The 24,593-nt window shown below is 32.0% G+C and carries 24 protein-coding genes and 1 tRNA gene; 11 read left to right on the top strand and 14 right to left on the bottom strand.

Going from position 1 to position 24,593, the window contains the following annotated elements:
- The 6 genes from C8N26_RS04765 (at position 1) to murI (ending at position 5,560) form a co-directional block, all read left to right on the top strand.
- Positions 1-753: an isoprenyl transferase gene (locus C8N26_RS04765; protein WP_120186281.1), complete on the top strand. Its 753-nt coding sequence runs from the start codon at positions 1-3 to the stop codon at positions 751-753.
- A complete protein-coding gene (bamA, locus tag C8N26_RS04760) occupies positions 746-3,289 on the top strand; it encodes an outer membrane protein assembly factor BamA (RefSeq protein WP_120186280.1) in 2,544 nt (847 codons plus the stop codon). Before C8N26_RS04765 ends, bamA begins: the two co-directional genes overlap by 8 nt.
- A 15-nt stretch (positions 3,290-3,304) precedes the next feature.
- Complete coding sequence (locus C8N26_RS13710; RefSeq protein WP_394342636.1) at positions 3,305-3,436, top strand: hypothetical protein; 132 nt, start codon at positions 3,305-3,307, stop codon at positions 3,434-3,436.
- Complete coding sequence (locus C8N26_RS04755; protein ID WP_394342639.1) at positions 3,387-4,154, top strand: OmpH family outer membrane protein; 768 nt, start codon at positions 3,387-3,389, stop codon at positions 4,152-4,154. The genes C8N26_RS13710 and C8N26_RS04755 overlap by 50 nt, the downstream gene beginning before the upstream one ends.
- Positions 4,155-4,191: 37 nt before the next feature.
- The gene (locus tag C8N26_RS04750) at positions 4,192-4,701 is read left to right on the top strand and encodes an OmpH family outer membrane protein (RefSeq protein ID WP_028892365.1); all 510 of its coding nucleotides are present in this window, start codon (positions 4,192-4,194) and stop codon (positions 4,699-4,701) included.
- Positions 4,702-4,768: 67 nt separating this feature from the next.
- Positions 4,769-5,560 carry a glutamate racemase gene (gene murI, locus C8N26_RS04745; RefSeq protein WP_120186278.1) on the top strand — a complete coding sequence of 264 codons (792 nt, stop codon included), beginning with the start codon at positions 4,769-4,771 and terminating at the stop codon, positions 5,558-5,560.
- Here the strand turns inward: murI and C8N26_RS04740 are convergent.
- Both C8N26_RS04740 and C8N26_RS04735 read right to left on the bottom strand, forming a co-directional pair.
- The gene (locus C8N26_RS04740) at positions 5,557-6,537 is read right to left on the bottom strand and encodes a PorP/SprF family type IX secretion system membrane protein (RefSeq protein ID WP_120186277.1); all 981 of its coding nucleotides are present in this window, start codon (positions 6,535-6,537) and stop codon (positions 5,557-5,559) included. The two genes, murI and C8N26_RS04740, sit on opposite strands and share 4 nt — an antisense overlap.
- 94 nt (positions 6,538-6,631) lie before the next feature.
- The gene (locus C8N26_RS04735) at positions 6,632-7,483 is read right to left on the bottom strand and encodes an AraC family transcriptional regulator (RefSeq protein ID WP_120186276.1); all 852 of its coding nucleotides are present in this window, start codon (positions 7,481-7,483) and stop codon (positions 6,632-6,634) included.
- 156 nt (positions 7,484-7,639) lie between these two features.
- Between C8N26_RS04735 and C8N26_RS04730 the strand changes: the two genes are divergently transcribed.
- The 4 genes from C8N26_RS04730 (at position 7,640) to C8N26_RS04715 (ending at position 12,635) form a co-directional block, all read left to right on the top strand.
- Positions 7,640-8,563 carry a dihydrodipicolinate synthase family protein gene (locus tag C8N26_RS04730; RefSeq protein ID WP_120186275.1) on the top strand — a complete coding sequence of 308 codons (924 nt, stop codon included), beginning with the start codon at positions 7,640-7,642 and terminating at the stop codon, positions 8,561-8,563.
- A 23-nt stretch (positions 8,564-8,586) separates the two neighbouring features.
- On the top strand, positions 8,587-10,173 hold the full coding sequence (locus C8N26_RS04725) for an aldehyde dehydrogenase (NADP(+)) (protein ID WP_120186274.1): 1,587 nt from the start codon (positions 8,587-8,589) through the stop codon (positions 10,171-10,173).
- Between the two features lie 156 nt (positions 10,174-10,329).
- Positions 10,330-11,337 (top strand): 4-hydroxyproline epimerase, encoded by a 1,008-nt coding sequence (locus C8N26_RS04720; RefSeq protein WP_120186273.1) that lies wholly within the window; start codon positions 10,330-10,332, stop codon positions 11,335-11,337.
- A gap of 50 nt (positions 11,338-11,387) precedes the next feature.
- Positions 11,388-12,635: an NAD(P)/FAD-dependent oxidoreductase gene (locus tag C8N26_RS04715; protein WP_120186272.1), complete on the top strand. Its 1,248-nt coding sequence runs from the start codon at positions 11,388-11,390 to the stop codon at positions 12,633-12,635.
- A gap of 60 nt (positions 12,636-12,695) precedes the next feature.
- Here the strand turns inward: C8N26_RS04715 and C8N26_RS04710 are convergent, their stop codons facing one another.
- The 11 genes from C8N26_RS04710 to C8N26_RS04660 all read right to left on the bottom strand — a co-directional run bounded on the left by C8N26_RS04710 (position 12,696) and on the right by C8N26_RS04660 (position 23,030).
- The gene (locus C8N26_RS04710) at positions 12,696-13,802 is read right to left on the bottom strand and encodes an alanine racemase (RefSeq protein WP_028892357.1); all 1,107 of its coding nucleotides are present in this window, start codon (positions 13,800-13,802) and stop codon (positions 12,696-12,698) included.
- A 1-nt stretch (position 13,803) separates the two neighbouring features.
- The gene (alr, locus tag C8N26_RS04705) at positions 13,804-14,958 is read right to left on the bottom strand and encodes an alanine racemase (RefSeq protein ID WP_120186271.1); all 1,155 of its coding nucleotides are present in this window, start codon (positions 14,956-14,958) and stop codon (positions 13,804-13,806) included.
- Positions 14,955-16,094 (bottom strand): amidohydrolase, encoded by a 1,140-nt coding sequence (locus C8N26_RS04700; protein ID WP_120186270.1) that lies wholly within the window; start codon positions 16,092-16,094, stop codon positions 14,955-14,957. The genes alr and C8N26_RS04700 overlap by 4 nt, the downstream gene beginning before the upstream one ends.
- Positions 16,094-17,515 (bottom strand): sodium:solute symporter family protein, encoded by a 1,422-nt coding sequence (locus tag C8N26_RS04695; RefSeq protein WP_245962524.1) that lies wholly within the window; start codon positions 17,513-17,515, stop codon positions 16,094-16,096. The genes C8N26_RS04700 and C8N26_RS04695 overlap by 1 nt, the downstream gene beginning before the upstream one ends.
- 3 nt (positions 17,516-17,518) lie before the next feature.
- A complete protein-coding gene (gene rpsU / locus C8N26_RS04690; protein ID WP_120186269.1) occupies positions 17,519-17,713 on the bottom strand; it encodes a 30S ribosomal protein S21 in 195 nt (64 codons plus the stop codon).
- A gap of 32 nt (positions 17,714-17,745) precedes the next feature.
- Complete coding sequence (locus C8N26_RS04685) at positions 17,746-18,609, bottom strand: sigma-70 family RNA polymerase sigma factor (protein ID WP_028892352.1); 864 nt, start codon at positions 18,607-18,609, stop codon at positions 17,746-17,748.
- A 1-nt stretch (position 18,610) separates the two neighbouring features.
- Positions 18,611-19,048 carry a GNAT family N-acetyltransferase gene (locus tag C8N26_RS04680; protein ID WP_120186268.1) on the bottom strand — a complete coding sequence of 146 codons (438 nt, stop codon included), beginning with the start codon at positions 19,046-19,048 and terminating at the stop codon, positions 18,611-18,613.
- Positions 19,049-19,531: 483 nt separating this feature from the next.
- Positions 19,532-21,523 (bottom strand): protein-disulfide reductase DsbD family protein, encoded by a 1,992-nt coding sequence (locus tag C8N26_RS04675; protein WP_120186540.1) that lies wholly within the window; start codon positions 21,521-21,523, stop codon positions 19,532-19,534.
- 21 nt (positions 21,524-21,544) lie between these two features.
- Complete coding sequence (locus C8N26_RS04670) at positions 21,545-21,991, bottom strand: protein-disulfide reductase DsbD domain-containing protein (protein WP_120186267.1); 447 nt, start codon at positions 21,989-21,991, stop codon at positions 21,545-21,547.
- Between the two features lie 191 nt (positions 21,992-22,182).
- Entirely contained in the window at positions 22,183-22,830 is a 648-nt protein-coding gene (locus C8N26_RS04665; protein ID WP_038005900.1) for a hypothetical protein, read from the bottom strand.
- A gap of 127 nt (positions 22,831-22,957) precedes the next feature.
- A tRNA-Met gene (locus C8N26_RS04660) sits at positions 22,958-23,030 on the bottom strand.
- Positions 23,031-23,170: 140 nt separating this feature from the next.
- On the opposite strand from C8N26_RS04660, the gene era reads away from it, so the two are divergent.
- Positions 23,171-24,052, top strand: a complete 882-nt coding sequence (era, locus tag C8N26_RS04655) for a GTPase Era (protein WP_120186265.1) — start codon at positions 23,171-23,173, stop codon at positions 24,050-24,052.
- On the opposite strand, the gene C8N26_RS04650 is transcribed toward era, so the two are convergent.
- Positions 24,049-24,561: an ABC transporter ATP-binding protein gene (locus C8N26_RS04650; protein ID WP_120186264.1), complete on the bottom strand. Its 513-nt coding sequence runs from the start codon at positions 24,559-24,561 to the stop codon at positions 24,049-24,051. The genes era and C8N26_RS04650 overlap by 4 nt on opposite strands.
- Positions 24,562-24,593 lie beyond the last annotated feature (32 nt).

Below are 24,593 nucleotides of genomic sequence, written 5' to 3'. Positions count from 1 at the left end.
ATGAAAGAAAAACTACATCGCATTGATTTACAAAATGTACCTAATCACATTGCTATTATTATGGATGGCAATGGTAGATGGGCAAAAAGTAAAGGAATGCAACGTGTTTTTGGTCATCGAAATGCATTAACAGCTATTAGAGAAACTGCAGATACTGCCTCAGAATTAGGAGTAGGATACTTAACTCTTTATGCTTTTTCAACTGAAAACTGGAATCGACCAAAACTAGAAGTAGATGCTTTAATGAGCCTCTTGGTTACTACCTTAAAAAAAGAACTTCCTGAATTTCAACGCAAAAACGTAAAGATAAATGCCATTGGTAATTTAACTAGCTTGCCTAAAAATGCTCAAAAAGTATTAGCTAATGTTATCGACGCTACAAAAGACAACACCAAAATTACATTAACCTTTGCTTTAAGCTATGGTTCAAGGGAAGAAATTGTTAACGCTATCAAAAACATAACCAAAAAAGTTGTTAATAACGAGATAGAAATTGAAAAAATTAACGATAAAATTATAAATAATCATTTATATACGTTTAATTTGCCCGACGTTGATTTAATGATACGTACGAGTGGGGAACAAAGAATAAGCAATTATTTACTTTGGCAAATGGCTTATGCTGAATTGTATTTTACAGATGTATTATGGCCTGACTACAGAAAAGAACATCTTTATGATGCAATAATTGATTATCAAAATAGAGAAAGAAGATTTGGAAAAACCAGTGAACAGATTGAAACCAATGAATAAATATTCGTATTTACTAGTATTTTTTATCACCCTTTTTGCGGTGAGTACTCAAGCACAAGACATAACTCCTAAAGATAGCACTGCTACAAATATTGTTTCCTACGAAAAAGGAAAAGAGTATTTTTTAGGAGGGATAACTGTAACAGGTTTACAAAAATTTAGTGAGCAAACCGTAAAAGTTTATACTGGACTTACAGAAGGGCAAGCTATTAAACTACCTGGAGATAAACTTACTAGTGCCATTAAAAAGCTATATGAAAGTAAACAATTTAGTGAAGTAGATGTATATCTATCTAAACGTGATGGCGAAACTGTTTACCTACAATTCGACGTAACTGAATTACCTCAATTAACTGATGTTACCTTTTCTGGGATTAGCAATTCCAAAGCTAAAGAACTAAAAAAGGAAACAGATCTTAAAAAAGGAACTATGGTTACTGACAACCTTATCGTTACCACACGAAATTTTATAAAGAAAAAATACACTGATAAAGGTTTCCTTAAAACAAAAGTTTCTTTAGATACTAAAAGAGATACTTCTGATGTAAATACTGTAAGTATGGCTGTTTTTATTGACAAGGGTGACCGAGTAAAAATTAAAAACATCAACTTTACTGGAAATAAGGCCATGTCCGATGCTACTTTACGCAAAGCGATGAAAAACACGAAACGTAAACTTTTAGGACGTTTCTGGAAAGCTTCAAAATATATACTAGACGACTATAAAACTGACTTAGAAAGCATTCTTGAAAAATATAGTGAAAATGGATATAGAGACGCTCGTATCTTATCAGATAAAGTTGTGTGGAATGATGATAATACAATTAATATTGAAATTGATTTAGAAGAAGGTCGTCAATACCGATTTGATGAAATTCTTTTTATTGGGAATAAAAAATACACTGACGAGCAATTAAGTAATTTATTACGAATTGAAAAAGGAGATATTTACAACGGGAAAGTATTAAAAGAACGTATTTCTGGTGATGGAACTCCTAACTCTCAAGATATTCAAACTTTATATCACAATAATGGGTATTTATTTTCTCAAATTAACGCCATTGAAACTAAAGTAAAAAATGACTCAATTACTGTTGAGGTTCGTATTAGAGAGGATGATCCTGCAACAATTAAAAGAGTAACTATTGCAGGTAACGAAAAAACAAATGATCATGTAATCTTTAGAGAACTACGTGTAAAACCAGGAGATTTATTTAGTCGTGAAAACATTATTCGTTCTATTCGAGAAATAGGACAGTTAGGGTTCTTCGATACTAACGTAAGTCCTGATGTAAAACCTGATTATCAAAATAAAACTGCTGATATCGAATTTTCAGTAGTTGAAAAAGGAGGAAGTCAAATTGAGCTTCAAGGAGGATATGGTGGAGGATCTTTCATTGGTACTTTAGGTCTTTCTTTTAACAACTTCTCTTTTAGAAACATATTTAATAAAGAAGCTTACAAACCATTACCTATGGGAGATGGACAAAGTTTATCTTTACGTTTACAAGCAAGTAGAACATACAACACTTATAGTTTCTCTTTTACTGAGCCTTGGTTAGGAGGTAAAACACCTCAATCGTTATCATTCTCTGTATACTTATCAAACCAATACCGTTTCGATTACAGTACTTATGATGTAATTAAAGATGAAAGTTTAAGTATTATTGGAGCCTCTATAGGTTTAGGTAAGCGCCTAAAGTGGCCTGATGACTACTTTACCCTTTCTCAAAACATTAGTTATCAAAGAATCGGACTTAACAAGTACGGTTATCGTGTAGGATCGTCAAATGATATACTTAGTCAAGGAGATTTAAACAACTTAGCCTATAGTGTTGCCTTAAGTCGTAACTCCGCTGGTCCAAGTTTAATTTTCCCTACCTATGGTTCAGAATTCACTTTACGTGCTAAAGCTACTTTTCCTTACTCTTTAGTTAATGGAAAAGACTATACAGAACCAGAAAACCCTACATTAGACCAAAGACAAGCATATTTAGCAGATAAATATAAATGGTTAGAATACTACAAGATTTCTGCTAAAGGAAAATGGTATACATCCCTAGCTAATAAATTAGTTTTAATGTCTAATTTTGAAATGGGATACTTAGGAAAGTATAACAACGAATTAGGATTAACTCCTGTTGAAAGGTATTTTGTTGGTGGAGATGGTATTGCTCAAGGTCAATTAGATGGTCGTGAAACAATTGGTTTAAGAGGATATGAAAATAACCGAATATCTTCTTTAGACGGAGGTTCAATTTACAATAAATTTCAATTAGAGTTACGTTATTCTATTACAGATAAACCTTCAGCATCTATTTATACTTTAGGATTTTTAGAAGCAGGTAACTCTTATGACAATTTTAGCACTTTTAATCCGTTTAAGTTAAAACGTTCAGCAGGAGTTGGTGTTCGTATATTTATGCCTGCATTTGGTTTATTAGGTATCGATTTCGCACATGGGTTCGATCCGTTACCAGGTTTAACTGAAAAATCAGGTTGGCAAACGCATTTTATAATTGGAAGACAGTTCTAAAACCACAGATTTATAATGTGTCTGGGTTTTGGCACGGTTTTTTCTAAACACATTATACAAGATGAAAAAAAATATTTTATCACTCGTTCTTTTACTTATTACAAGTATAACTGTTGCCCAAAAAAATCAACGTATTGCATACATTGACATGGAATATATTCTTCAAAATATTCCAGAATATTTAGATGCACAAAACGCATTAGATGCTAAAGTTGAAAAATGGAAAACAAAGTTAGACAAAGAAGCTCGTGCTATTGAGGTTTTAAAAACAGATCTTTCTAACGAAAAAGCAATTCTAACAAAAGAATTAATTGAAGAACGTGAAGAAGATATAACTATTAAACAGGAATCTCTAAGAAGGCTAGAGTCTTTATACTTTGGTCCTAATGGAGATATGTACAACTTAAGAAAACAATTAGTTAAACCTGTACAAGATCAAGTATACAATGCAGTACAAACAATAGCTTCACGAAAACAATATGATTTTGTTTTCGACAAATCAAGTGAATTGGTTATGCTGTATTCCAACAAAAAACACGATATTAGCGACCTTGTTGTACAAATGATTAGTATTGATCAGAAAAGACAAGCTAAAAAAGATAAAATTGAAGCTAAAAAAGAATTACTTAAAAATGACAATTTAAGTGATGAACAAAAAGAAAAAATACAACAAAGAGAGGATCTTCGTAAAAAGAAAGAAGAGGATAGACTTGCTAAGATTAAACTAATTGAAGAAAAAAGACAACAACGTTTAAAAGAAAGAGCAGACAAAAGAAAATTATTACAAGAAAAAAGGGCTGCCTTATTAAAAGCTCAAGAAGAAGCAAAAAAGAAAAAAGAACAAGAAGCTGAAGAAAACAAATAAATCAAGAATAAAGAACATTAATTAAATTAAAACAAAGATGAAACATTTAAAAACGTTATTATTAGTTGCAATTTTTACTGTTGGATTAGGTGGTGTGGCAAATGCGCAAAAAACTGCACATATTAACACAGATAAATTATTAGCTGAAATGCCTGCAACAAAAGCTATGAAAGCAGAGTTAGAGAAGCTAAATAAAACTTACCGTGACGACATTGAATCTATGTACAAAAAACTAGAGGCTAAGATGAAAAAATACGAAGCTGAAGGTAAGAGTCAAACTCAAGAAGTAAACCAAAAAAGAGCTGTTGAAGTTCAACAAGACAGATTAAAAATTAGTCAAGCTGAGCAAACTGCAGGTCAAGAAATGCAAAAGAAATATCAAGAGAAAACTATTCCTATCTTACAAAAAGCTGAAGATGCTATTAAGGCTGTAGCTGCTGAAAAAGGAATTATCTATGTTTTTGATGCTGCTCCTGGTAAAGGGTTAATCGTTTACGAAAAAGGAGAAGATATCTATGATGCAGTAAAAGCTAAATTAGGTTTCTAATAAATAACAAAATATTTTATATAAAAATCCTGCTGAAAACAGCAGGATTTTTATTTTTGTTATACTTATGAAAAGCAAACAACACCCTATAGGTATTTTTGACTCTGGTATAGGAGGAACTTCTATTTGGAAAGAGATTCACCAACTTTTACCCAATGAAGATACTATTTACCTATCTGATAGTAAAAATGCTCCTTATGGCCAAAAATCAACACAAGAGATAGTTGATTTATCTATAAAGAACACTGAATTCTTAATAGATAAAGGTGCCAAAATTATTGTAGTTGCTTGTAATACTGCTACAACCAATGCTATTCAGCAATTGAGAGCTAATTATGATATTCCATTCATAGGTATAGAACCCGCTATAAAACCTGCTTCTTTAAAAACTAAAACTGGTACTGTTGGCATATTGGCCACAAAAGGAACACTAAACAGTGCTTTATTTGAAAAAACTACGTCTAATTTGAGTGATGAAATTACTATTGTTGAACAAGTTGGTGAAGGTTTAGTAGAATTAATTGAAAATGGCAAGATGTATTCGGAAGAAATGACTTATTTACTTAAGAAATACATACATCCTATGTTAGAAAAAAAATGTGACTATATTGTTTTAGGTTGCACACATTATCCATATTTACTTCCTCAAATACGAAAAATAACTGTTGATAATGTTCAAATTATAGATTCAGGTGAAGCTGTTGCTAAACAGGTTAAAAATGTACTATCACAACGAAACCTTGTTAATGATAGCGCTAATAAATCATCAAATGTATTCTATATAAACAAGGATAAGTCTGTTTTAGAAAACATTCTTAAAGATTATAAAAATTGTAAAATTGATTTTTTAGATTTTTAGTAGGTAAAACTTCCGTTAATATTTGGACAAGCTGCAGCTCTTCTCTTTATGCAGAATAAATTTACTCCTAAAGATAATTGATGAAAGCCTCCATTTGAAAATACCACATCACCTGTTTGTTGTGTATAAGTGTACGCAAACATCCATTTCTTGTAATTAACTCCTACTATAGGTGTTATATATTGAGAGTCTCCAAAAACATTTCCATCAAAACTTCTTCTATAAGATAAGGCAGCCCATAACTGAGTTTCATTTAAAGTCTTATATACTTTAAAGTTTATGTCAGCTATTTTTTCTTCAGTTTGTTCTTTATATTGAAACATTAATGATGGTTCGAATTGTAGCTTTTCTTTATCTCCAAAGAAATAACCTCCTCCTAGAATATAATTTCTAAGATTATACGATTCAAAATCAGGATTTAAGTTGTTTTTTGCTGATAAAAAAAGGTTTTTTACTGTAAAATAAGATGATATTCCATTTTTATGATATGCCATACCAAAGTCAGCATTAAAATAAAAATCACTTTCTATAACCTGACTTACAGCTGGATCATTTACAAAGGTTCTTTGGTCTCTCTCATTCTGAACTACAGAGAAAGACAATCCAAAAGATAACTGATTAAAAAGGTTTTCATTCCCCATATCAATGTGATATGCATAAGTACCTTGAATTCCTTTTTGTGAATGATACCCATTTTTATCGTTAAAGAGAATCACTCCTAATCCAGTATTTGAGTACTCACCTAATTTTGTGTGAAAACTCGCTGTTTGCAAAGCAGGAGCATCATCTACCCCTAACCATTGTTGTCGTGCTGTTAATCGTATTTTCCCACAATCACCTATACCAGCAGCTGCTGGATGTAATAAATACACATTATCAGATAAGTAATCAGCATAAATAGGTAATGTTTCTTGTGCAGACAATTCAGCTGTAATTGACAATACTAAAAATAATAAATAAGTAATTCTTTTCCCCATTAAGTTTAAAGTAGATAAATAGCCCTCAAATATAATCAACAGTTACTTAAAGTTCGATAATATTTTGCTTTCTTGCTATAATACAACAATCTAACTACTTAAAACCCGAATCTTTTCTATACTTGGATGGACTAATCTTTTTTATCTCTTTAAATTTTCTGTTGAAATTAGATAAATTATTAAAACCACATTGATAGGCAATTTCACTTATTGATAATGAGTTTTCTGAATTTAAAAACTTACAAGCATTCTCTATACGTAACTCATTCAAAAAAGTAAAATACGTCTTATTTGTTCGTTGTTTAAAATATCTACAAAAAGCATTGGGGGTCATATTAGCCTTTTCTGCAATCTCGTACAAATCAATATTTTTATCAAAATTATTCATTGTAAAGTCCATAACATTACGCATTCTCTTTCCTTCATTATCTGTGTATCTCCTTGGATATACAAAACTTGCCAGCTCAGTTGTTTTTGAGTTTACTACTATTTTTAAAACTTCAAGCAGCCCTATAAATCGATTAAGATTCGTAGATTTTTGTAAACCTAAAAATATCTTCATCACTTCACTTCTATTTTCAACAAGTTTAAATCCTGATATTGATTTTTCAAAAAAAGTGATTAACTCTTTAAAGTCATCCAATAAAAAAAAGTCTTTCCCAAAAGAACTCTTTGTAAAGAATAATGAAATCATGAAAGATTCTTTTATAACAGAAGCATCACTTTTAAAAACATGTGGCAAGTTACTTCCTATAACTAGAACATCTCCCGATGAATATTTGTTAATTGTATCACCTACAATTAACGTTCCTTCTCCTTTTACAATAACACATAACTGAATTTCTTCATGTTGATGGAACTTATCATAAAAATACTTCTCTCTATCTTCTTGATAAATTAGTCCAATGTTTTGAGTTTTTGGTATTTTAAAGGGTAAAACTTTCATTGATAAATTGCTATTCTTATTCAAAAATATGCAAATACTATTAATATAATAAAACAAATACATTATATAAGCTAATATAGTATTACTATATGGTAATTTCAAGTCAAAACTCTCTTTATCTTACACATAACTTTGTAATGAAAAAACAATATTACAATGAGTATAAATTGGAAAGGTGTAATGCCAGCGGTTACTACAAAGTTTACAAATGATGATACTTTAGACTTAAATATGTTTGAAGTAAACATTAAAGCACAATTGGAAGCAGGCGTGCATGGAATTGTTTTAGGAGGCACTCTAGGGGAAGCCAGTACATTATCTGATGATGAAAAAAGAACGCTAACTAGAACAACCGTTAACTTAGTTAACAATCAAGTTCCTGTTTTAATAAATATTGCTGAACAAACTACCAAAGGAGCTATTGAAGCTGCTCAAAAAGCGGAAGAAGATGGTGCTAAAGGTTTGATGATGCTTCCTCCTATGCGCTATAAAGCAGGAGATAGAGAAACTGTTGAATATTTTAAAGCAGTAGCTAACAATTCATCACTACCAATTATGGTATACAATAATCCTGTAGATTATAAGATTGAAGTTACATTAGATATGTTCGATGAGCTTTTGAAATGCGATAATATAGAAGCTGTTAAAGAATCAACCAGAGATATATCAAACGTTACAAGAATTAAAAACCGTTTTGGAGATCGTTTAAAAATAATGACGGGTGTTGATACTTTGGCTTTAGAAAGCTTATTGATGGGTGCTGATGGTTGGATTGCTGGTTTGGTTTGTGCTTTCCCAAAAGAAACTGTGGCTATTTATGAATTGCAAAAAGCAGGCCGCATACAAGAAGCATTAGAAATATATCGTTGGTTTTTACCATTGTTAGAATTAGATATAAATCCTAAATTAGTACAAAATATTAAGTTAGCAGAAGTAGCTACAGGTATTGGAACTGAAAATGTACGAGCTCCACGATTACCTTTAATAGGTGAGGAACGTGAACATGTTTTAAATGTAATAGAAGCTGGATTAAAAAACAGACCAACACTACCTGATTATAAAGCTTTAGCTACTTACTAATTAACTCTCTACCTCATTAAAATATGATTACAGGAAAAAACTATATAGGAAATCAATTATCAGCCTTAGGAAACAAAACTTATAAAACTTTCAACCCTGAATTAAATCAGGAAAATAAACACGTCTTTTCTGAAGCAACTCAAGAAGAAATTAATGAAGCTGTCAATTTAGCCTCAAAAGCGTTTAAAAAGTATAGAACTATTTCTGGTAAAAGAAAAGCTGAGTTTTTGAATGCTATTGCTGATGAAATTTTAGCCTTAGACAATGAATTAATACAAACTTATTGTTCTGAATCTGGTTTACCAGAAGGACGCGCAAAAGGAGAGCGAGGAAGAACTGTATTTCAATTACGTTCATTTGCTGATTTGGTTAAAGATGGTTCATGGGTAGAAGCTACTATTGATACTGCTATACCTAATAGAGAACCAAACCCTAAATCAGATTTACGTAAAATGAATATTCCGTTAGGTCCTGTAGTAGTTTTTGGTGCTAGTAATTTCCCTCTTGCTTATTCTACAGCAGGTGGAGATACAGCAGCTGCTTTAGCAGCTGGCTGTCCTGTTATAGTGAAATCACATCCTATGCATGCTGGTACTGGTGAACTTATAGCTTCTGCCATAATTAAAGCAGCAGAAAAAACAGAAATGCCAAACGGTGTATTTTCTAACTTAAATTCGAGTGGTATAGAAGTGGGACAACAATTAGTTACTCACCCAAAAGTAAAAGCTGTTGGTTTTACAGGAAGTATTAAAGGTGGTAGAGCTTTGTTAGATTTAGCTGCAAAACGTGAAGAACCAATTCCTGTATTTGCAGAAATGGGTAGTATTAACCCAGTAATTATGCTTCCAAAAGCATTACAAAATAGAACTGATAGTTTAGCTAATACCTATGCTAATTCTATCACTTTAGGTACTGGACAATTTTGTACCAACCCAGGTTTAATTCTAGGGTTAAAAGGAGAAAATTTAACAAACTTTATTAACTCATTAGCTCAAAAGATTGTAGAAATCAACCCTAGTTGTATGTTACATCCTAATATTATTGGAGCATATGAGAATAATAAAACTAAAGCTCTTAATCAGGAAGGTTTAACATTAGTAACTACATATGAAGAAAGTACTCAACCTAACTATGCTGCACAAGTAGTTACAACTGTTGAAGGAAAAACATTTTTAAATAATCCAAACTTACATCAGGAGGTATTTGGACCATACTCTATGGTTGTGCAATGTGAGAATGAAGAACAATTAGAAGAAATTATTTCAAATTTAGAAGGACAACTTACTGGAACTGTAATTTCAGATGATAATGAAGTAGTAAACTACCCTACTGTAATTGCTGCCTTACAAAACAGGGTTGGAAGAATTATTTTTAATGGTGTTCCTACAGGAGTAGAAGTTTGTCCATCAATGGTACATGGAGGCCCTTACCCTGCATCTACAGATAGTAGGTTTACAGCTGTTGGAGTTAATTCAATTAAACGTTGGGTACGTCCTTTTAGTTATCAAGATTGGCCCAACCATATATTACCTCAAGAACTAAAAAATGAAAACCCTTTACATATTTTACGTTCTGTTGACGGTACACTAACAAAAGGAGAAATAATATAACAAAATTTAATATTTTCTTTAGAAAATCTCTGAGTGTAAAACCTTACTTTTGGAGCATCTAAAGAAATTGAAATAAAGCCAGCTTCGTCTTTCCAAATAGAAAAATTTGAAGGGTTTTTTCTACTACAGAATACAAGCTGGCGATTCAATTTTAAGATGAAAAAAACTTTTTTTTGCATTGACGCACATACTTGTGGAAACCCTGTTAGGGTAGTTGCTGGTGGAGGTCCTAATTTAATAGGAAACAACATGAGCGAAAAACGTCAACACTTCCTAAAAGAATATGATTGGATTCGAAAAGGTTTAATGTTTGAGCCTCGTGGTCATGATATGATGAGTGGTTCAATTTTGTTTCCTCCTCATAATCCAGAAAACGATTTTGCTATTTTATTTATTGAAACTTCTGGATGTTTACCAATGTGTGGACATGGGACTATTGGTACAATAACTATTGCTATTGAGGAAGGATTAGTTACTCCTAAAGTTTCTGGAAAAATTAAAATGGAAGCTCCCGCTGGTTTAGTTGAAATTGAATACCAACAAACAGGCAAAAAAGTCGATCGAGTTCGACTAACCAATGTAAAAAGCTATTTAGCAGCTCAAGGACTCACTATAGATTGTCCTGAATTAGGAGAAATTAATTTTGATGTTGCTTATGGCGGAAACTATTACGCAATTGTAGACCCTCAAAAAAACTTTTCAGGAGTTCACAATTTTACTGCTTCTAAAATTATTCAATACTCACAAGTTGTTAGAGAACGAATCAATGAAAAATATCCTGATCAATTTATTCATCCAGAAAATGATACTATTAGAGATGTAACTCATATGTTGTGGACAGGTAGCCCTATTGACCCAAATTCATCAGGAAGAAATGCTGTTTTTTATGGTGATAAAGCAATTGACAGAAGTCCATGTGGTACAGGAACCTCAGCACGTTTAGCACAGTTATATGCTAAAGGAAAGTTAGAAGTTCGCGAGGAATTTATTCACGAAAGTTTTATAGGAAGTAAATTTATTGGTCGAGTTGAAAAAGAAACTACTTTAGATGGTAAGTTAGCCATTGTTCCTAGTATTCAAGGATGGGCAAAAGTATATGGGTACAACACCATCATTATCGATGATGAAGATGATCCTTATGCTCATGGTTTTCAAGTTATTTAATATTTTATAAGCAACGAATTATCATCTCGAGCGTAGTCGAGAGATCTTTTATGAGTAAAGAAATTATAATCATTGGTGGTGGAATTATAGGTTTAAGTTCCGCATATTACCTTCAAAAAGAAGGACACAAAGTAACTGTTATTGAAAAATCAGATTTTTCATCAGGAGCTTCATTTGCTAATGCTGGGATTATTACTCCTAGTCATATAGTTTCTTTGGCAGCTCCAGGAATGATTTCCAAAGGGTTAAAATGGATGCTTAGTTCTACTAGTCCATTATCTATTAAACCTCGTTTAGATTATGACTTCTTACAATGGGCTTGGTTTTTTAAAAAATCTGCAACACATACAAAAGTAGCTGCTTCTATTCCTGTTATTAAAGACATTAATTTATTCAGTAGAGAGTTATACGAAGAAATAAAGGCTTCTAAAGATTTTGACTTTCATTATCAGCATAAAGGATTGATGATGTATTATAAAACTGATAAAATGGGAGAAGAAGAATGGAATGTTGGAAAGCTTGGTATAAAAGAAGGGTTGAAAGTTGAACATTTAACTAAAGAAGAAACTCAAAAACTCGAACCTAATATTCAATTGAATATTAAAGGAGCTGTATATTATCATTCTGATGCTCACATGACTCCAAATGAATATATGAAACAACTTAAGTTGTACTTAGAACAAAATAATGTTACCTTTTTGTCTAATGAAGAAGTTCTAGATTTTCATGTTTCTAACAATACAATAAAATCAATCAATACAAAAAACAACACGATTGTTGCTGATGAATTTATTTTAACCACTGGATCTTGGACACAGAAGCTAGCAAAAAAATTAGGAATTAATATTCCTGTGCAAGCTGGTAAAGGTTATCGGATTAATGTAAAAAACGATACTGGTATTACAATTCCTGCCATTTTAACGGAAGCTAAAGTTGCAGTAACTCCAATGAATGGATTTACACGTTTTGGAGGTATGATGGAAATTGCTGGCATCAATAACAAAATAAACAAGAAGAGAGTTAATGCTATAGTTAATGCTAGTAAAAGTTATTACAACAATTTAAACATCAACCAAAAAGAAATAGATAATGTTGAAAGCGGTTTACGCCCATGTTCTCCTGATGGTTTGCCCTACATTGGTAAACTTTCAAATCTTAAAAATGTAACTGTGGCTGCAGGGCACGCGATGATGGGTTGGAGCCTAGGGCCTGCTACTGGTAAATTAGTTTCTGAAATTATCGATGATAAAAAAACAAGCCTAGATATTACTCCTTTTAATGTTGAACGTTTTAACTAAATTAAAAAACTCAAGAGTAATTAAACTCTTGAGTTTTTAAAACAACAAAATAGCAGACATTTACATGTCATCTTTATAAACTTTATCTATAAATTTTGAGATTAATAATCTCGCAACTCCCATATAACTAGGTCTAAATTTAATTTTATCACCTACTTTATACTTTACGTTTCCTGATTTGTCTTTATTAGTTCCAACATCAATTACTAGCATATCAGAAGTAATTCCAACAAAAGAAATATCTTTATCTTCAACTTCAATATCATCTTTATCTACATCTAACAGACCAACATCTAAAATTGCTTTATAAGATGTTTCTTGTACATTGCTCTCATCATAATCAGTTGTATGCCCAATATTCGCATCGTTTATAATACCATCTGGTACTAATTTTTTTTCTTTCAACTCTATAATATTAGCATAGAACTCAAATGTTTCGGTGTGTAGGTTTTTAAACTGCTTGTTTTCTAGCGGACTTAAACCAAAAAATGCAGCCTCCCCAATTCTAAAATGATTAATCTCTTTAGGAACAATTTTATTTTCTATCAATGGTAAAGTAATCGAAGTTCCTCCTGAAACATATTTTAATTCTTTATTGAATTTTGCTGAAATCAGTTCTTTATATAGTGATAACTGCAATAATTTATCATACGTAGGTTCTACACCATACATACAACCAAGATTTGAACCAATACCAATCACATCAATATTTGATAAATTGAATACCTTTTCATAAAAATCTAAAATATCATCTCTTCTTACACCTTCTCTTAGCTCACCTAATTCAATCATAATAATGATTTGATGAACTTTATTTTTCTTTTTAGCTGCTTGATTTAAAGCCTCTATGGTAGACAGTGAACTATTCAAAGATATATCTGCATATTCAACTACTTCATCAACATAAACTTCTGCAGGGGGTTTTATATAAATGGTTCTTAAATCTGGATTTACTGCTCGTAAGTTTCTTAAACTAGTTAACCTAGAATCTCCTACCGAGTTTATATTCTTAATTACATCTTTAGTTAATATAGTTTTCAAAAACGTTTTATCTCCTGAAAACACTTTAGTAACTAAACTCCACTCTATATCATTTGATTTAAAAAAGTCGCTTAAATCTTTTATATTCTGTTTTATTCTTTCAGAATGTATTATTAATTCTGCCATATTATTTTGTTATAATTCTTGGTAAATTATCTGGTAATTTAGTTAGTAACTCGTAATTGATTATCTGTATGTAATCGTTAAATGATGATACTGTAATTTCTCTGTCTCCTTGATCTCCTATTAATACAACTTCATCTCCTTTTTCAACATTGTCTGCATAAGTTACATCAACTGCCATCATATTCATATTAACAGTTCCAATAATATTATGTCTTTTTCCTCTAATTAAAACTTTACCTCTATTACTTAACGACCTACTATATCCTGATGAGTATCCTACTGGTACAATTGCTATTTTTATTTCATGATTGGTAAAAAATGAGGTTCCGTAACCTACAAATTGACCCGATTTTACAGTCTTAACATCCATTACCTGGGTTTTCCATGAGATAACCCTTTGTAGAGGTGATTCAAAAATTCTATGCTTATTTAAATAATGGACAAGGATTTCTTTTGTAGGGAAAAAACCAAACTGTAAAATCCCTATTCTCACCAAGTCATATCTAGTTTTAGGATATCGAATACTCGCGGCTGAACTTGCCAAATGAAAATCAGGATTTAAAAATTCATGCTGATTTATTTTATTTATTGTCTTCCTAAACTTCTTTTGCTGATCGGTAATTCTTTTGTAGTTTGAAATACTTTCTGCTCCAGCCAAATGAGAACAAACTCCTTTCACAACAAGGTGTTCTATATTTTCTTGAACATATTTCAAAACCTTAGCTATATCTTTTAAAATAAACCCTGTACGGTTCATTCCTGTTTCTATTTCTATATGAATTTTTGCTGAAGTTTTGAGTTTCTTAGCAGCTTCAACAGCAACTTGTAACCTATCATTTTCAAAAACATAAAACTCTATATTATTTTCAACAGCCCATTCTATTTGACTATTGTGAATCATTCCCATAATCATTATGGTAACATCCTTTTGAGGCAATGTTTTCTTTACTTCATAGGCTTCATTAGCATCAGAAACACTAAAATGTCGAACTCCATATTTATAAGCTAAAGTACAGTAAGTTCTAATTCCGTGACCATAAGCATTTCCTTTTACTACAGAAGAAAATGTTACTTCATTACCTAGATGATTTTTAATAAAATCGATATTGTTTTTAATTGCCGATTCGGAAATTTCTATAAAAGATGTGTGTGTCATAAATCTAATACCTCCTTTGCTATGCTATAAAATAAGTGAACTCCTGTCATCGTAATATCATCAGGAAAATCATAATCAGGATTGTGTAAAGCAGGTGAGTTTTTTCCAGCACCTAAACCAAACATTGCTCCTTTATACTTTTGAGTAAATAATCCGAAATCTTCTCCCCATTTAAATGGAGTTTTAATTTCATTAATTGATAAATTTTGTTTCTCTGCAGATTTTTTTATGATTGAAATAGCTTCATCATCATTTGTATTTGAATAAAACTCTTCAAACCACGAAGCTTCAATTTTAAGTGAATGTTTTTGCTCTAATTGAGCTAAGAATTTCTCTAACTTTTTCCTTTTTTCTTCAATCAGTTTCGTATCCCAACTTCTTAATGTAAAATGAACTTCTCCATATCCTGCTGAAACTCCGTATGCTTTTTCTCCCATAGTTACATAAACTGGAGTTATTAAAATAAAATCAGGTGAGTCTGATAAGTTTTTACTCTCTTTTTCAGCAAAAGTTAATATTGTAGCAATTGCATTAGCAGGATTGTATCCTTTTTCAGGTTCAGCAGCATGCGCCGTTTTTCCGTTGAGTTGAATTGCTACACTTTTTACATTACTGGTAAATGTTCCACTTTTCACCACTATTTCATGCTTTTTGAAACCTGGTAAATTGTGTAAGGCAAAAGCAAAATCTATGTTTGTGTTTTTGAAAAAAGGATCGTTTAAAATCATTTCTGCTCCATTACCATTTTCTTCCGAAGGTTGAAAAAGTAGCAATACTTTTCCCTTCTCAATTGGATATTTTGTTAACCTATTTGCAACTCCAAGTAATATAGCTGTATGTCCATCATGCCCACATTTGTGAGAAACTCCTTTGTTTTTTGATTGATGTTGAAACGTATTTACTTCTTGAATAGGTAGCGCATCAATATCAGCACGTAACATGATGGCTTTACCATTTTCTTTTCCTTCAAAAACAGCTACTAGTCCTGTTTGAGCAACTTCAACAATTGTACATGAGGCATTATTAGTTAAAAATGCCTTTATCTTTTTTTGAGTTTCATATTCTTCTCCAGAGATTTCTGGATGTTGATGTAACTCTTTTCTAACTTTTTCTAAACTCTTTTGTAAAGCTTCCACTACTTTTCTTTTCTAGTAAATTGAATTATAGAAAATACCAAAGCTGATAATGTAATTCCGAAGAAGTTAGCATCTAAACCGAATGGTAATTTCACCTCTAAGATAATTAATATTAAAGTAGTAAGTCCACCTGAAATCATCGCATAAAAAGCAGCTGTTGATGATGGTTTTTTTAGCACTAGTGTACCTAAAACAGGCACTAATAAACCAGATACCATAAAGGCATATGAATACAGCATTAACTCTAATACATTTTGCATCATGGTAGCCAACAGAATGGCTAGACCTCCTATAAAAAATGTAATAATTTGCGAGTTTTTTATACTGATACTTTTCTTAAAATATCCAAAAATATCCGTTGTTAAATTTCCTGAAGCCGCCATTAAACAACTATCTGCAGTTGACATAATTGCTGAAAAATAAGCTGACATCATCAATCCCATTAACCCTACTGGCAAAATACTTCTTAACAACAATGGTAATCCTAATTCTGCATCCATTTCTGTACCTGGTGCGTACCCTATTGACGAAAACATTCCTTGTTCAAAAGCAACTCTAGAAAATAATCCTAAAGCTACTCCCATAAAAGCCATAATTGGATATTCAAACAACCCCGCTATTTTCCATGCTTTTTTGGCTGTTTTTTCGTCTTTACAAGCATAAATTCGCTGATACAAGGTCATTCCCACGAACCAAATAGGCACAATGGTAATAATCCAGTTAAACATATCAATAAATGTTATGTTTGATAATGATAAAAAGCTTGCTGGTAAAGTTTCTTTAATAGCAGTCCAACCTCCTATTTCGATAAAAGCAATTGGAATTCCTATACCAATCAATCCTACCATTAAAATTATCCATTGAATGGTATCGGTATAAATTACCGCTTTAATTCCACCAATAACAGTGTACACCACCGCTATAACTCCCATAATTAAAACTGCGTCGGTTATAGAAATTGACGGAAATGTAGCTGATGCTAGTTTTGCTCCTGCTAATATTTGTGAACTTGTAAAACCTATATATCCTATAAGAGAAATGATTCCTGCAATTAAGGCCACTTTTACATTATAATGGTGTGCTAACGATTGAGGAAAAGTTAAAAAGTGATTTTTTTTCGCTATTGGATATACTTTTGGGATTAAAAAAACGGCGCTTATCCAAGCACCTAACAATCCTGTAAAAAGCATCCAACTACCGGAGAGTCCCATTAAAAAACCAAGACCTCCTAACCCGATAGAAAAACCTCCACCAACATCTGTTGCAACAACAGATAACCCAATGTGGCTCGCAGACATGTTTCTTCCTCCTACATAGTAATCATCTTTTGATTTGTTTTTATTCATGAAGTACACTCCTACTCCAAGCATAAAAATTAAATAGGTAATAAATATGAGTAGATCAATAAAATGTATGTCCATAAATTATTTTTCTTGTTCTAGCAAAAACCGTTCTTTGTATTGAGCTTTTTTTAACTGCTCTCTTTTACTTGCTGATGGTTTTGTATATTCTTTTCTTTCTCTTATCTCTTGCAATACTTTTGTACTTCTATACTTTCTTCTATATCGTTTAATGGCTCTATCAATATTCTCGCCTTCTCTTACCTGTATTATTAACATATATATTGTTTTTTAATTCGTATTTTGATTCATTAACCTAAGTATGTTTGTAATACTTTAGTTCTTGATCTTTGTTTTAATCTTCTGATTCCTTTCTCTTTAATTTGACGTACGCGCTCTCTTGTTAAATCAAATGTTTCTCCTATTTCGGTCAAACTCATAGGTCGGTAATTCTCTAATCCATAAAATAGTTTTATGATGTCAGATTCTCTTGGAGACAGCGTTTCTAAGCTTCTACTAATCTCTAACTGTAACGATTCTTGCATTAACTCTTTATCTGGTTTGGGAGCTTCAGAAGCCCTTATAACATCGTATAAGTTTGATGTTTCTCCTTCCTTTAAAGGTGCATCCATAGAAATATGTCTTCCTGAGTTTTTCATAGATTGTTTCACATCGGAAACAGTCATATCTAATACCTTAGCAATTTCTTCGGGCGTTGGCATACGCTCGTTACTTTGTTCTAACTTAGATACAGCTTTATTAATTTTACTAATACTTCCAATCTTATTAAGTGGTAATCTTACCACACGTGATTGTTCTGCCAAGGCTTGTAAAATTGATTGACGTATCCACCAAACTGCATAGGATATAAACTTAAATCCACGAGTTTCATCAAATCGTCTTGCTGCTTTTACCAAACCTATATTTCCTTCGTTAATTAAGTCAGAAAGACGCAACCCTTGATTTTGGTACTGTTTAGCAACCGAAACAACAAATCGTAAATTTGCATTTACCAAGGTTTCTAAGGCTCTTTGGTCTCCTGTCTTGATTCTTTGAGCTAATTCAACTTCTTCATCAGCAGTAATCAAGTCAATTTTTCCTATCTCTTGTAAGTATTTTTCAATAGATTTTGATTCTCTATTGGTAACTTGTTTTGTTATTTTTAACTGTCTCATATTATCGTTTTAGTCTCATTTCTAAGTACGGAGTCGTAAACCCTAGTTTTTCATATAAAAACTTAGCTGGATTATCTTTTTCTACATGTAAAGCAATGTCTCCCTTACAATTTTCAATGGCATGCTTCATTATCTTTTTACCAAGCCCTTTCCCTCTATAATCTTTATGAGTAGCGATGTAAACCAGAATGTTTTCAGGAATATATTCATCCATTCCTGTTTTATTAATCACTACTGCTCCTACAATTTCATTTTTATCTTCTATTGTAAACACATAACCTCCTAACCCAGTTCTTTCTTTTGCGGCATAGTCTATAGCCTTACGAATGGCTGTTTTAGCATCTCCATAGTTTTCAAGATGTGTGTATAAAAAATTAGTTACTCTTTCCATTTCAAGAGGTGTTATACGATTAAAAGCATCGTAAGTGTGTACTGTCATAATTTGATTTTTATAAATAGGTATTGAGTTTAACAACAAACAACTTCAGTACTTTTTATTGAAGTTTTTAAGCGTTGTAACAGCCTATTTGGGGTTTACTTTTTATTAGCGCAGTATATACTTTTGCGAAAAGTGTACGAATATGCCAAATAGCTATTCGTAAGAACCGAATATTTTTCAGCTCTATCAATTTAAATAGAACTTAAAATAATGCAAATACGTTTGAAATCTTTTCCTTTTTAAGAAAAGCAATAAATTAGAATCCTGGTGGAATAAACTTGTCCGACTGGTTTCGGAACACAAGGAAGTTGAATGTAAAAACTCGTTGATTTTTTTTCTCGTGTGTAGTATCTACCATATCGTACAAAGGTAAGAATTATACGGCAAATTTCAAAATGAGCCTAGAAAAGAGCTTTTTACACTAAGCAAGTCTTCTTCAAAAGAAAAAAGCACCTTAAAAATTAAGGTGCTTTTGAGTTGTATTTATTTTTTGAAGTTGGTAACTCCTTCTTCAAGCCAGTTGAAATATTCATCTGCATCTGGCATGTAGCCTACAGGATCTGATATGTTTGATTCATCATGATTCATCAATACATAAAACGGTTGTGAGTTGGCTTTATACTTAATAGTTTGTAGTTCACTCCACTTTTGTCCGATGTACTTTAATTTCTTTCCTGGATTCAGTTTCGACTCTACTACTTCGTGATCTTTTAACGGACGTTTGTCATCTACATACAAAGAAATTAATACTACCTTGTTTTTTAAAACATCCAACACCTTTGGCTTTACCCATACGTTTTGTTCCATTTTTCTACAGTTAACACAAGCGTGCCCTGTAAAATCTAACATCACTGGTTTGCCTACTTTTTTAGCATAAGCTAATCCTTTGTCATAATCGTGAAACGATATGATATCATGAGGAGGCATTAAATGTGCTCCTTCTGGTAAAGCTTCGTGATTGTCTTGCTGAACACTTGCTGTTCCCTTTTTTGTAAATCCTACTCCATAAGGTGATTCACTATAGTGTTGTGGTGGAGGGAACGCACTAATTAAGTTTAGTGGTGCTCCCCAAAGCCCTGGAATCATGTAAATAGTAAAGGATAAAACGATCAATCCTAAACTTAATCTTCCTACAGAAATATGACTGATTGGACTATCGTGTGGTAATTGTATTTTTCCGAAGAGATAAAAAGCTAATGCTCCGAAAATTGCTATCCAAATAGCAATGAACACTTCTCTTTCTAACAAGTGTAATTGTAATACTAAATCAGCATTTGATAAGAATTTAAATGCTAAAGCTAATTCTAAGAATCCTAATACTACTTTTACGGTGTTTAACCATCCTCCTGATTTTGGTAATGAATTTAACCATCCTGGGAAGGCCGCAAACAACGCAAATGGCAACGCAATAGCTGATGAGAACCCTAACATTCCTACAATAGGAGCGATTCCTCCTTTTGAAGCGGCTTCAACTAATAATGTTCCTACAATAGGTCCTGTACATGAAAATGATACAATTGCTAAAGCTAATGCCATAAAAAAGATTCCGATTAATCCTCCTCTGTCTGCCTGTGAGTCTACTTTGGTAGCCCATGAACTAGGTAAAGTAATTTCAAAAGCTCCTAAGAATGATACTGCGAAAATTACTAAGATTAAGAAAAATACTAAGTTAAACCATACATTGGTTGATAATGCATTTAAAGCATCTGCTCCAAATACTGCAGTTACTACCGATCCTAGTAATACATAAATTCCGATAATTGATAATCCGTAGATAATTGCATTTCTAATTCCTTGCGATTTGCTTTTACTTTGTTTGGTGAAAAAGCTCACCGTCATCGGTATCATTGGGAAAACACATGGAGTTAATAGCGCTGCAAATCCTGATAAAAAGGCAATGAAGAAAATTCCTAAAAGACCTTTCTTTTCTTCTTTTTTGGTTTCTTTTGAAGCTACTTGGTCTGTTGTTTTTGTTTCTTTTGTTGCTTCAGCAGAAGCTGTTACCGCTGTAGCTTTCGTTAAATCGAACGTTAAATCTACTTCTTTTGGAGGCAGACACATTTCATCAGTACAAGCAATAAACTCCACAAACGCGTTGATTTGGCTTACGCTCGCATCAACTAACTCTATTTCTTGCTTAAAAACTGCTTTCTTAGCAAAGGATTTAATATTCATTCCTTCTTCACCAAAAAGGGTAGTAAACTTAATTACTCCTTCAGGTTCAGAAGTGTTTCCTACGATTTTAATTTTTCCTCCTTCATCGTCATAAGTAAAGGTCGTTGGAATTGGACCTCCTTTCGGAACTTCTTGTGCATACAAATGCCAATCGCCTTCAATAGCAGCTGTACTTACTAAATTATAGGTTGTTTCTGAAACTTTTTCGACACTTGTTTTCCATTGAATAGGGTCATGGATTTGACCAATAGCTGAAAACCCAACAGTAAAACAAAGCAAAAATGCTAGTATTTTTTTCATCATGTTAATGGGGTAAGGGGATTAATTTACATTGAAAACTAGTTCTACTTCTTTTGGAGGCAAGCAGTTTTCACCTGTACAAACCATATATTCTACAGTTCCTTTAACTGTAAATTTTTCAGCAGATTTTAAACGAATTTTTTGAGTAAAAATAGCTTTGGTATCGAAGTATTTAATTTTCATTTCAAAAATAGGATCGTCAACTACATGTCCTTCTGGCTCTGTTGTATTCCCTTTTTTCAAGTAACGAGAATCTCCTTCAAAAGTAAATAACGTAGGAATTGGCCCGCCTTTTGGGATTTCTTGCGAGTACAAGTGCCAATCTTTTTGAATTGTAGCAACAGCTACTAACTCTGCTTCTTTATCGGAGATCTTTTTTACTGAAGTACTCCATTTTACAGGATCATGAACCTGAGCATAAGAAATACTACCGATAACAAACAACAAGATAAAAAGTATTTTTTTCATTGGTTTTAATTAGTTGTATTATGTTCAATTGGTAAATGTAATGTCTTTATCTACTAAAACACAAAAGATTAAAAAAAGTTTAACATTCATTAATAAATAGTACAAAACAAAAAAGAGCAATCATTTCTGATTGCTCATACTTAGACAAAAAAGAGAAGTGCCTTACTAAGTCTTTATTTCCTTGAAAAAACTTATTCTATAACATATTCTTTAACCTCACCACATACTGCTTTAAAACTTGTAGTATCATATTTTTCTCCTGTTGATTCATTAATCAATACAAAAGAACTATTGAAAGCATCACTTGTAGGCAGATAGTTTATAATTTTTGTTTCATTACTTTCAATTACTCCTACATTATGCCCTAAAATTTTAACATAATAATTATCTATATTCTTGTTGAGTATTTTAATAGTTCCCGTCTCATAAACACTAACTCTTAATGTGCTTAATTCTCTCTCATCCGAATCTTTTGGGGTAATAGTATATAATTCTTCAAACCCAAAATCTATACTCAAATAATTATTACTACATTCTTTTCTTACATCTATGTAGTATTTTTGATCAAACCTTACATTATTGGTAATTTCTACTTCACCTTCTTCATCTGTAATTCCTTCAGCTATTACATTAAAATTATTTTTTAAATCTAATAGGCTCTCATAAACCAAAACTGTGGCATTAGCTACTTTTTCACTTGGTGCAGTATTATCAATCCAAGTATTTTTTACTTTGACTATTAATTTTGGTTTTCTTTCATTCTCCAATTCATCTTCACTATTGCAAGACAGAAAAACTAAACTCAAAACAATTAAACTTAAAGCTGTTACTTTTTTCATAAAATTTTTATTCATATCTAAACTAATCCTTAATAGCATTAAATGCTTTTTCAAAAATGACACTTTTAACTTCTTAAAAATATCTAATAACAAAAAAGAGCAACCATTTCTGATTGCTCTTATCTAGTAGCGGGAACAGGACTCGAACCTGTGACCTTCGGGTTATGAGCCCGACGAGCTGCCTACTGCTCTATCCCGCGATTTGCGGTTGCAAAGATACGTCCTTTTCTTTCTTTTCTCCAAATAAAAAAGCATTTATTTTTAAAATATTTTTTAACCCCCTCTATAACAAGCTCATAAAAATCAACAATTCTTGCTCAAAACAACCTATCTTTGCCCTATGACACATAAAGCAGGATTTGTAAATATTATCGGAAACCCTAATGTTGGGAAATCAACCTTGATGAACGCATTGGTTGGTGAAAAATTATCTATCATTACTTCTAAAGCACAAACTACAAGACATCGTATTTTGGGAATTGTAAATGGTGAAGATTATCAAATTGTGTTTTCTGATACTCCTGGAATTATTAAACCTGCTTATGAGCTGCAAGAATCTATGATGGATTTTGTAAAATCGGCTTTTGAAGATGCCGATGTACTCATTTACATGGTAGAAGTAGGCGAAACAGAATTGAAAAATGAAGCGTTTTTCAATAAAATCATCAACAGTAAAATTCCGGTGATTTTATTATTGAATAAAGTTGACAAATCGACTCAAGAAGAAGTTGCGGCTAAAGTTGACTATTGGAAAAAGAAAGTTCCTAACTCTTTTGTGTATGTTATTTCTGCTCTTGAAAACTTTAACGTGGAGAGCGTTTTTTATAAAATTATTGAGCTTTTACCTGAGTCCCCTGCTTTTTACCCAAAAGATCAATTAACTGACAAACCTGAACGTTTTTTTGTGAATGAAAAAATTCGTGAAAAAATTCTTCAACACTATAAAAAAGAAATTCCTTATTCGGTAGAAGTAGAAACTGAAAGTTTTGTTGAAGAAGATAATATCATAAAAATCCGTTCTGTTATTATGGTAGAGCGTGAAACTCAAAAAGGAATTATTATCGGACATAAAGGAAGTGCCATTAAACGTGTTGGAACTGAAGCTCGAAAAGACCTTCAACAATTTTTTGACAAAAAGGTCTTTTTAGACCTGTATGTAAAGATCAATAAAAATTGGCGTTCTAACGATCGTCAATTAAAGCGATTTGGCTACAAAGATTAATGTTCTTTAATGGTTCGCAACAATTGCTTGGTGTACTCTTTTAGTTCATCCATTTGTTTTTTTCCTGTTGATTTTCCTAGGCTACCAACTAAATAAAGTGCTACCCAAACAATAGGTAATACGACCAACATTACTATGGGCAACATACTAATTTGTTTTAATGACCAATTGCTATAAGCAACAATTCCAAAAATTACAAATGCTGTACCCACCAAAAAATGCAAAAACATGAAGAAAGTCCAAACTTGAGGCTTTGGTCCAAATAATCCTTTAATATGTGAAGTGCTTTCAGAAATTTCTTCTATTTCAATATGTAGTTGTGGAGACCATAAATGCGATTCCTTTTCAGGCACATCAACCACAACATGATTATCTACAACCTTCATTTTATACTTAGAAACATCGTTTAAATGCTTCTTAATTTCTTCCAATAAAACCTGTGAATTCATCTCGAATTCCAACTGAAATCTCGGTTTTAAAAAAATCTGGTTGTATAATTTATCATCCATCAAAATAAAATATTAAATGCCAACAATATAGC

The organism is Tenacibaculum lutimaris (assembly GCF_003610735.1).
Classification (GTDB): domain Bacteria; phylum Bacteroidota; class Bacteroidia; order Flavobacteriales; family Flavobacteriaceae; genus Polaribacter; species Polaribacter lutimaris.
This window is presented reverse-complemented; position numbering and strand designations above follow the sequence as displayed.

What these genes read in the sequence shown, in the direction of transcription:
- C8N26_RS04665 (WP_038005900.1), bottom strand. Translation starts at nt 22,830, where the DNA reads ATGAAAAAAGTAACAGCTTTAAGTTTAATTGTTTTGAGTTTAGTTTTT.
- C8N26_RS04695 (WP_245962524.1), bottom strand. Translation starts at nt 17,515, where the DNA reads ATGGACATACATTTTATTGATCTACTCATATTTATTACCTATTTAATT.
- murI (WP_120186278.1), top strand. Translation starts at nt 4,769, where the DNA reads ATGAAAAGCAAACAACACCCTATAGGTATTTTTGACTCTGGTATAGGA.
- bamA (WP_120186280.1), top strand. Translation starts at nt 746, where the DNA reads ATGAATAAATATTCGTATTTACTAGTATTTTTTATCACCCTTTTTGCG.
- C8N26_RS04680 (WP_120186268.1), bottom strand. Translation starts at nt 19,048, where the DNA reads ATGACAGTACACACTTACGATGCTTTTAATCGTATAACACCTCTTGAA.
- C8N26_RS04685 (WP_028892352.1), bottom strand. Translation starts at nt 18,609, where the DNA reads ATGAGACAGTTAAAAATAACAAAACAAGTTACCAATAGAGAATCAAAA.
- C8N26_RS04675 (WP_120186540.1), bottom strand. Translation starts at nt 21,523, where the DNA reads ATGAAAAAAATACTAGCATTTTTGCTTTGTTTTACTGTTGGGTTTTCA.
- C8N26_RS04710 (WP_028892357.1), bottom strand. Translation starts at nt 13,802, where the DNA reads ATGGCAGAATTAATAATACATTCTGAAAGAATAAAACAGAATATAAAA.
- C8N26_RS04765 (WP_120186281.1), top strand. Translation starts at nt 1, where the DNA reads ATGAAAGAAAAACTACATCGCATTGATTTACAAAATGTACCTAATCAC.
- C8N26_RS04720 (WP_120186273.1), top strand. Translation starts at nt 10,330, where the DNA reads ATGAAAAAAACTTTTTTTTGCATTGACGCACATACTTGTGGAAACCCT.
- C8N26_RS04715 (WP_120186272.1), top strand. Translation starts at nt 11,388, where the DNA reads ATGAGTAAAGAAATTATAATCATTGGTGGTGGAATTATAGGTTTAAGT.
- C8N26_RS04750 (WP_028892365.1), top strand. Translation starts at nt 4,192, where the DNA reads ATGAAACATTTAAAAACGTTATTATTAGTTGCAATTTTTACTGTTGGA.
- rpsU (WP_120186269.1), bottom strand. Translation starts at nt 17,713, where the DNA reads ATGTTAATAATACAGGTAAGAGAAGGCGAGAATATTGATAGAGCCATT.
- alr (WP_120186271.1), bottom strand. Translation starts at nt 14,958, where the DNA reads ATGACACACACATCTTTTATAGAAATTTCCGAATCGGCAATTAAAAAC.
- C8N26_RS04725 (WP_120186274.1), top strand. Translation starts at nt 8,587, where the DNA reads ATGATTACAGGAAAAAACTATATAGGAAATCAATTATCAGCCTTAGGA.
- C8N26_RS04650 (WP_120186264.1), bottom strand. Translation starts at nt 24,561, where the DNA reads ATGGATGATAAATTATACAACCAGATTTTTTTAAAACCGAGATTTCAG.
- era (WP_120186265.1), top strand. Translation starts at nt 23,171, where the DNA reads ATGACACATAAAGCAGGATTTGTAAATATTATCGGAAACCCTAATGTT.
- C8N26_RS04735 (WP_120186276.1), bottom strand. Translation starts at nt 7,483, where the DNA reads ATGAAAGTTTTACCCTTTAAAATACCAAAAACTCAAAACATTGGACTA.
- C8N26_RS04670 (WP_120186267.1), bottom strand. Translation starts at nt 21,991, where the DNA reads ATGAAAAAAATACTTTTTATCTTGTTGTTTGTTATCGGTAGTATTTCT.
- C8N26_RS04730 (WP_120186275.1), top strand. Translation starts at nt 7,640, where the DNA reads ATGAGTATAAATTGGAAAGGTGTAATGCCAGCGGTTACTACAAAGTTT.
- C8N26_RS04740 (WP_120186277.1), bottom strand. Translation starts at nt 6,537, where the DNA reads ATGGGGAAAAGAATTACTTATTTATTATTTTTAGTATTGTCAATTACA.
- C8N26_RS13710 (WP_394342636.1), top strand. Translation starts at nt 3,305, where the DNA reads ATGTGTCTGGGTTTTGGCACGGTTTTTTCTAAACACATTATACAAGAT.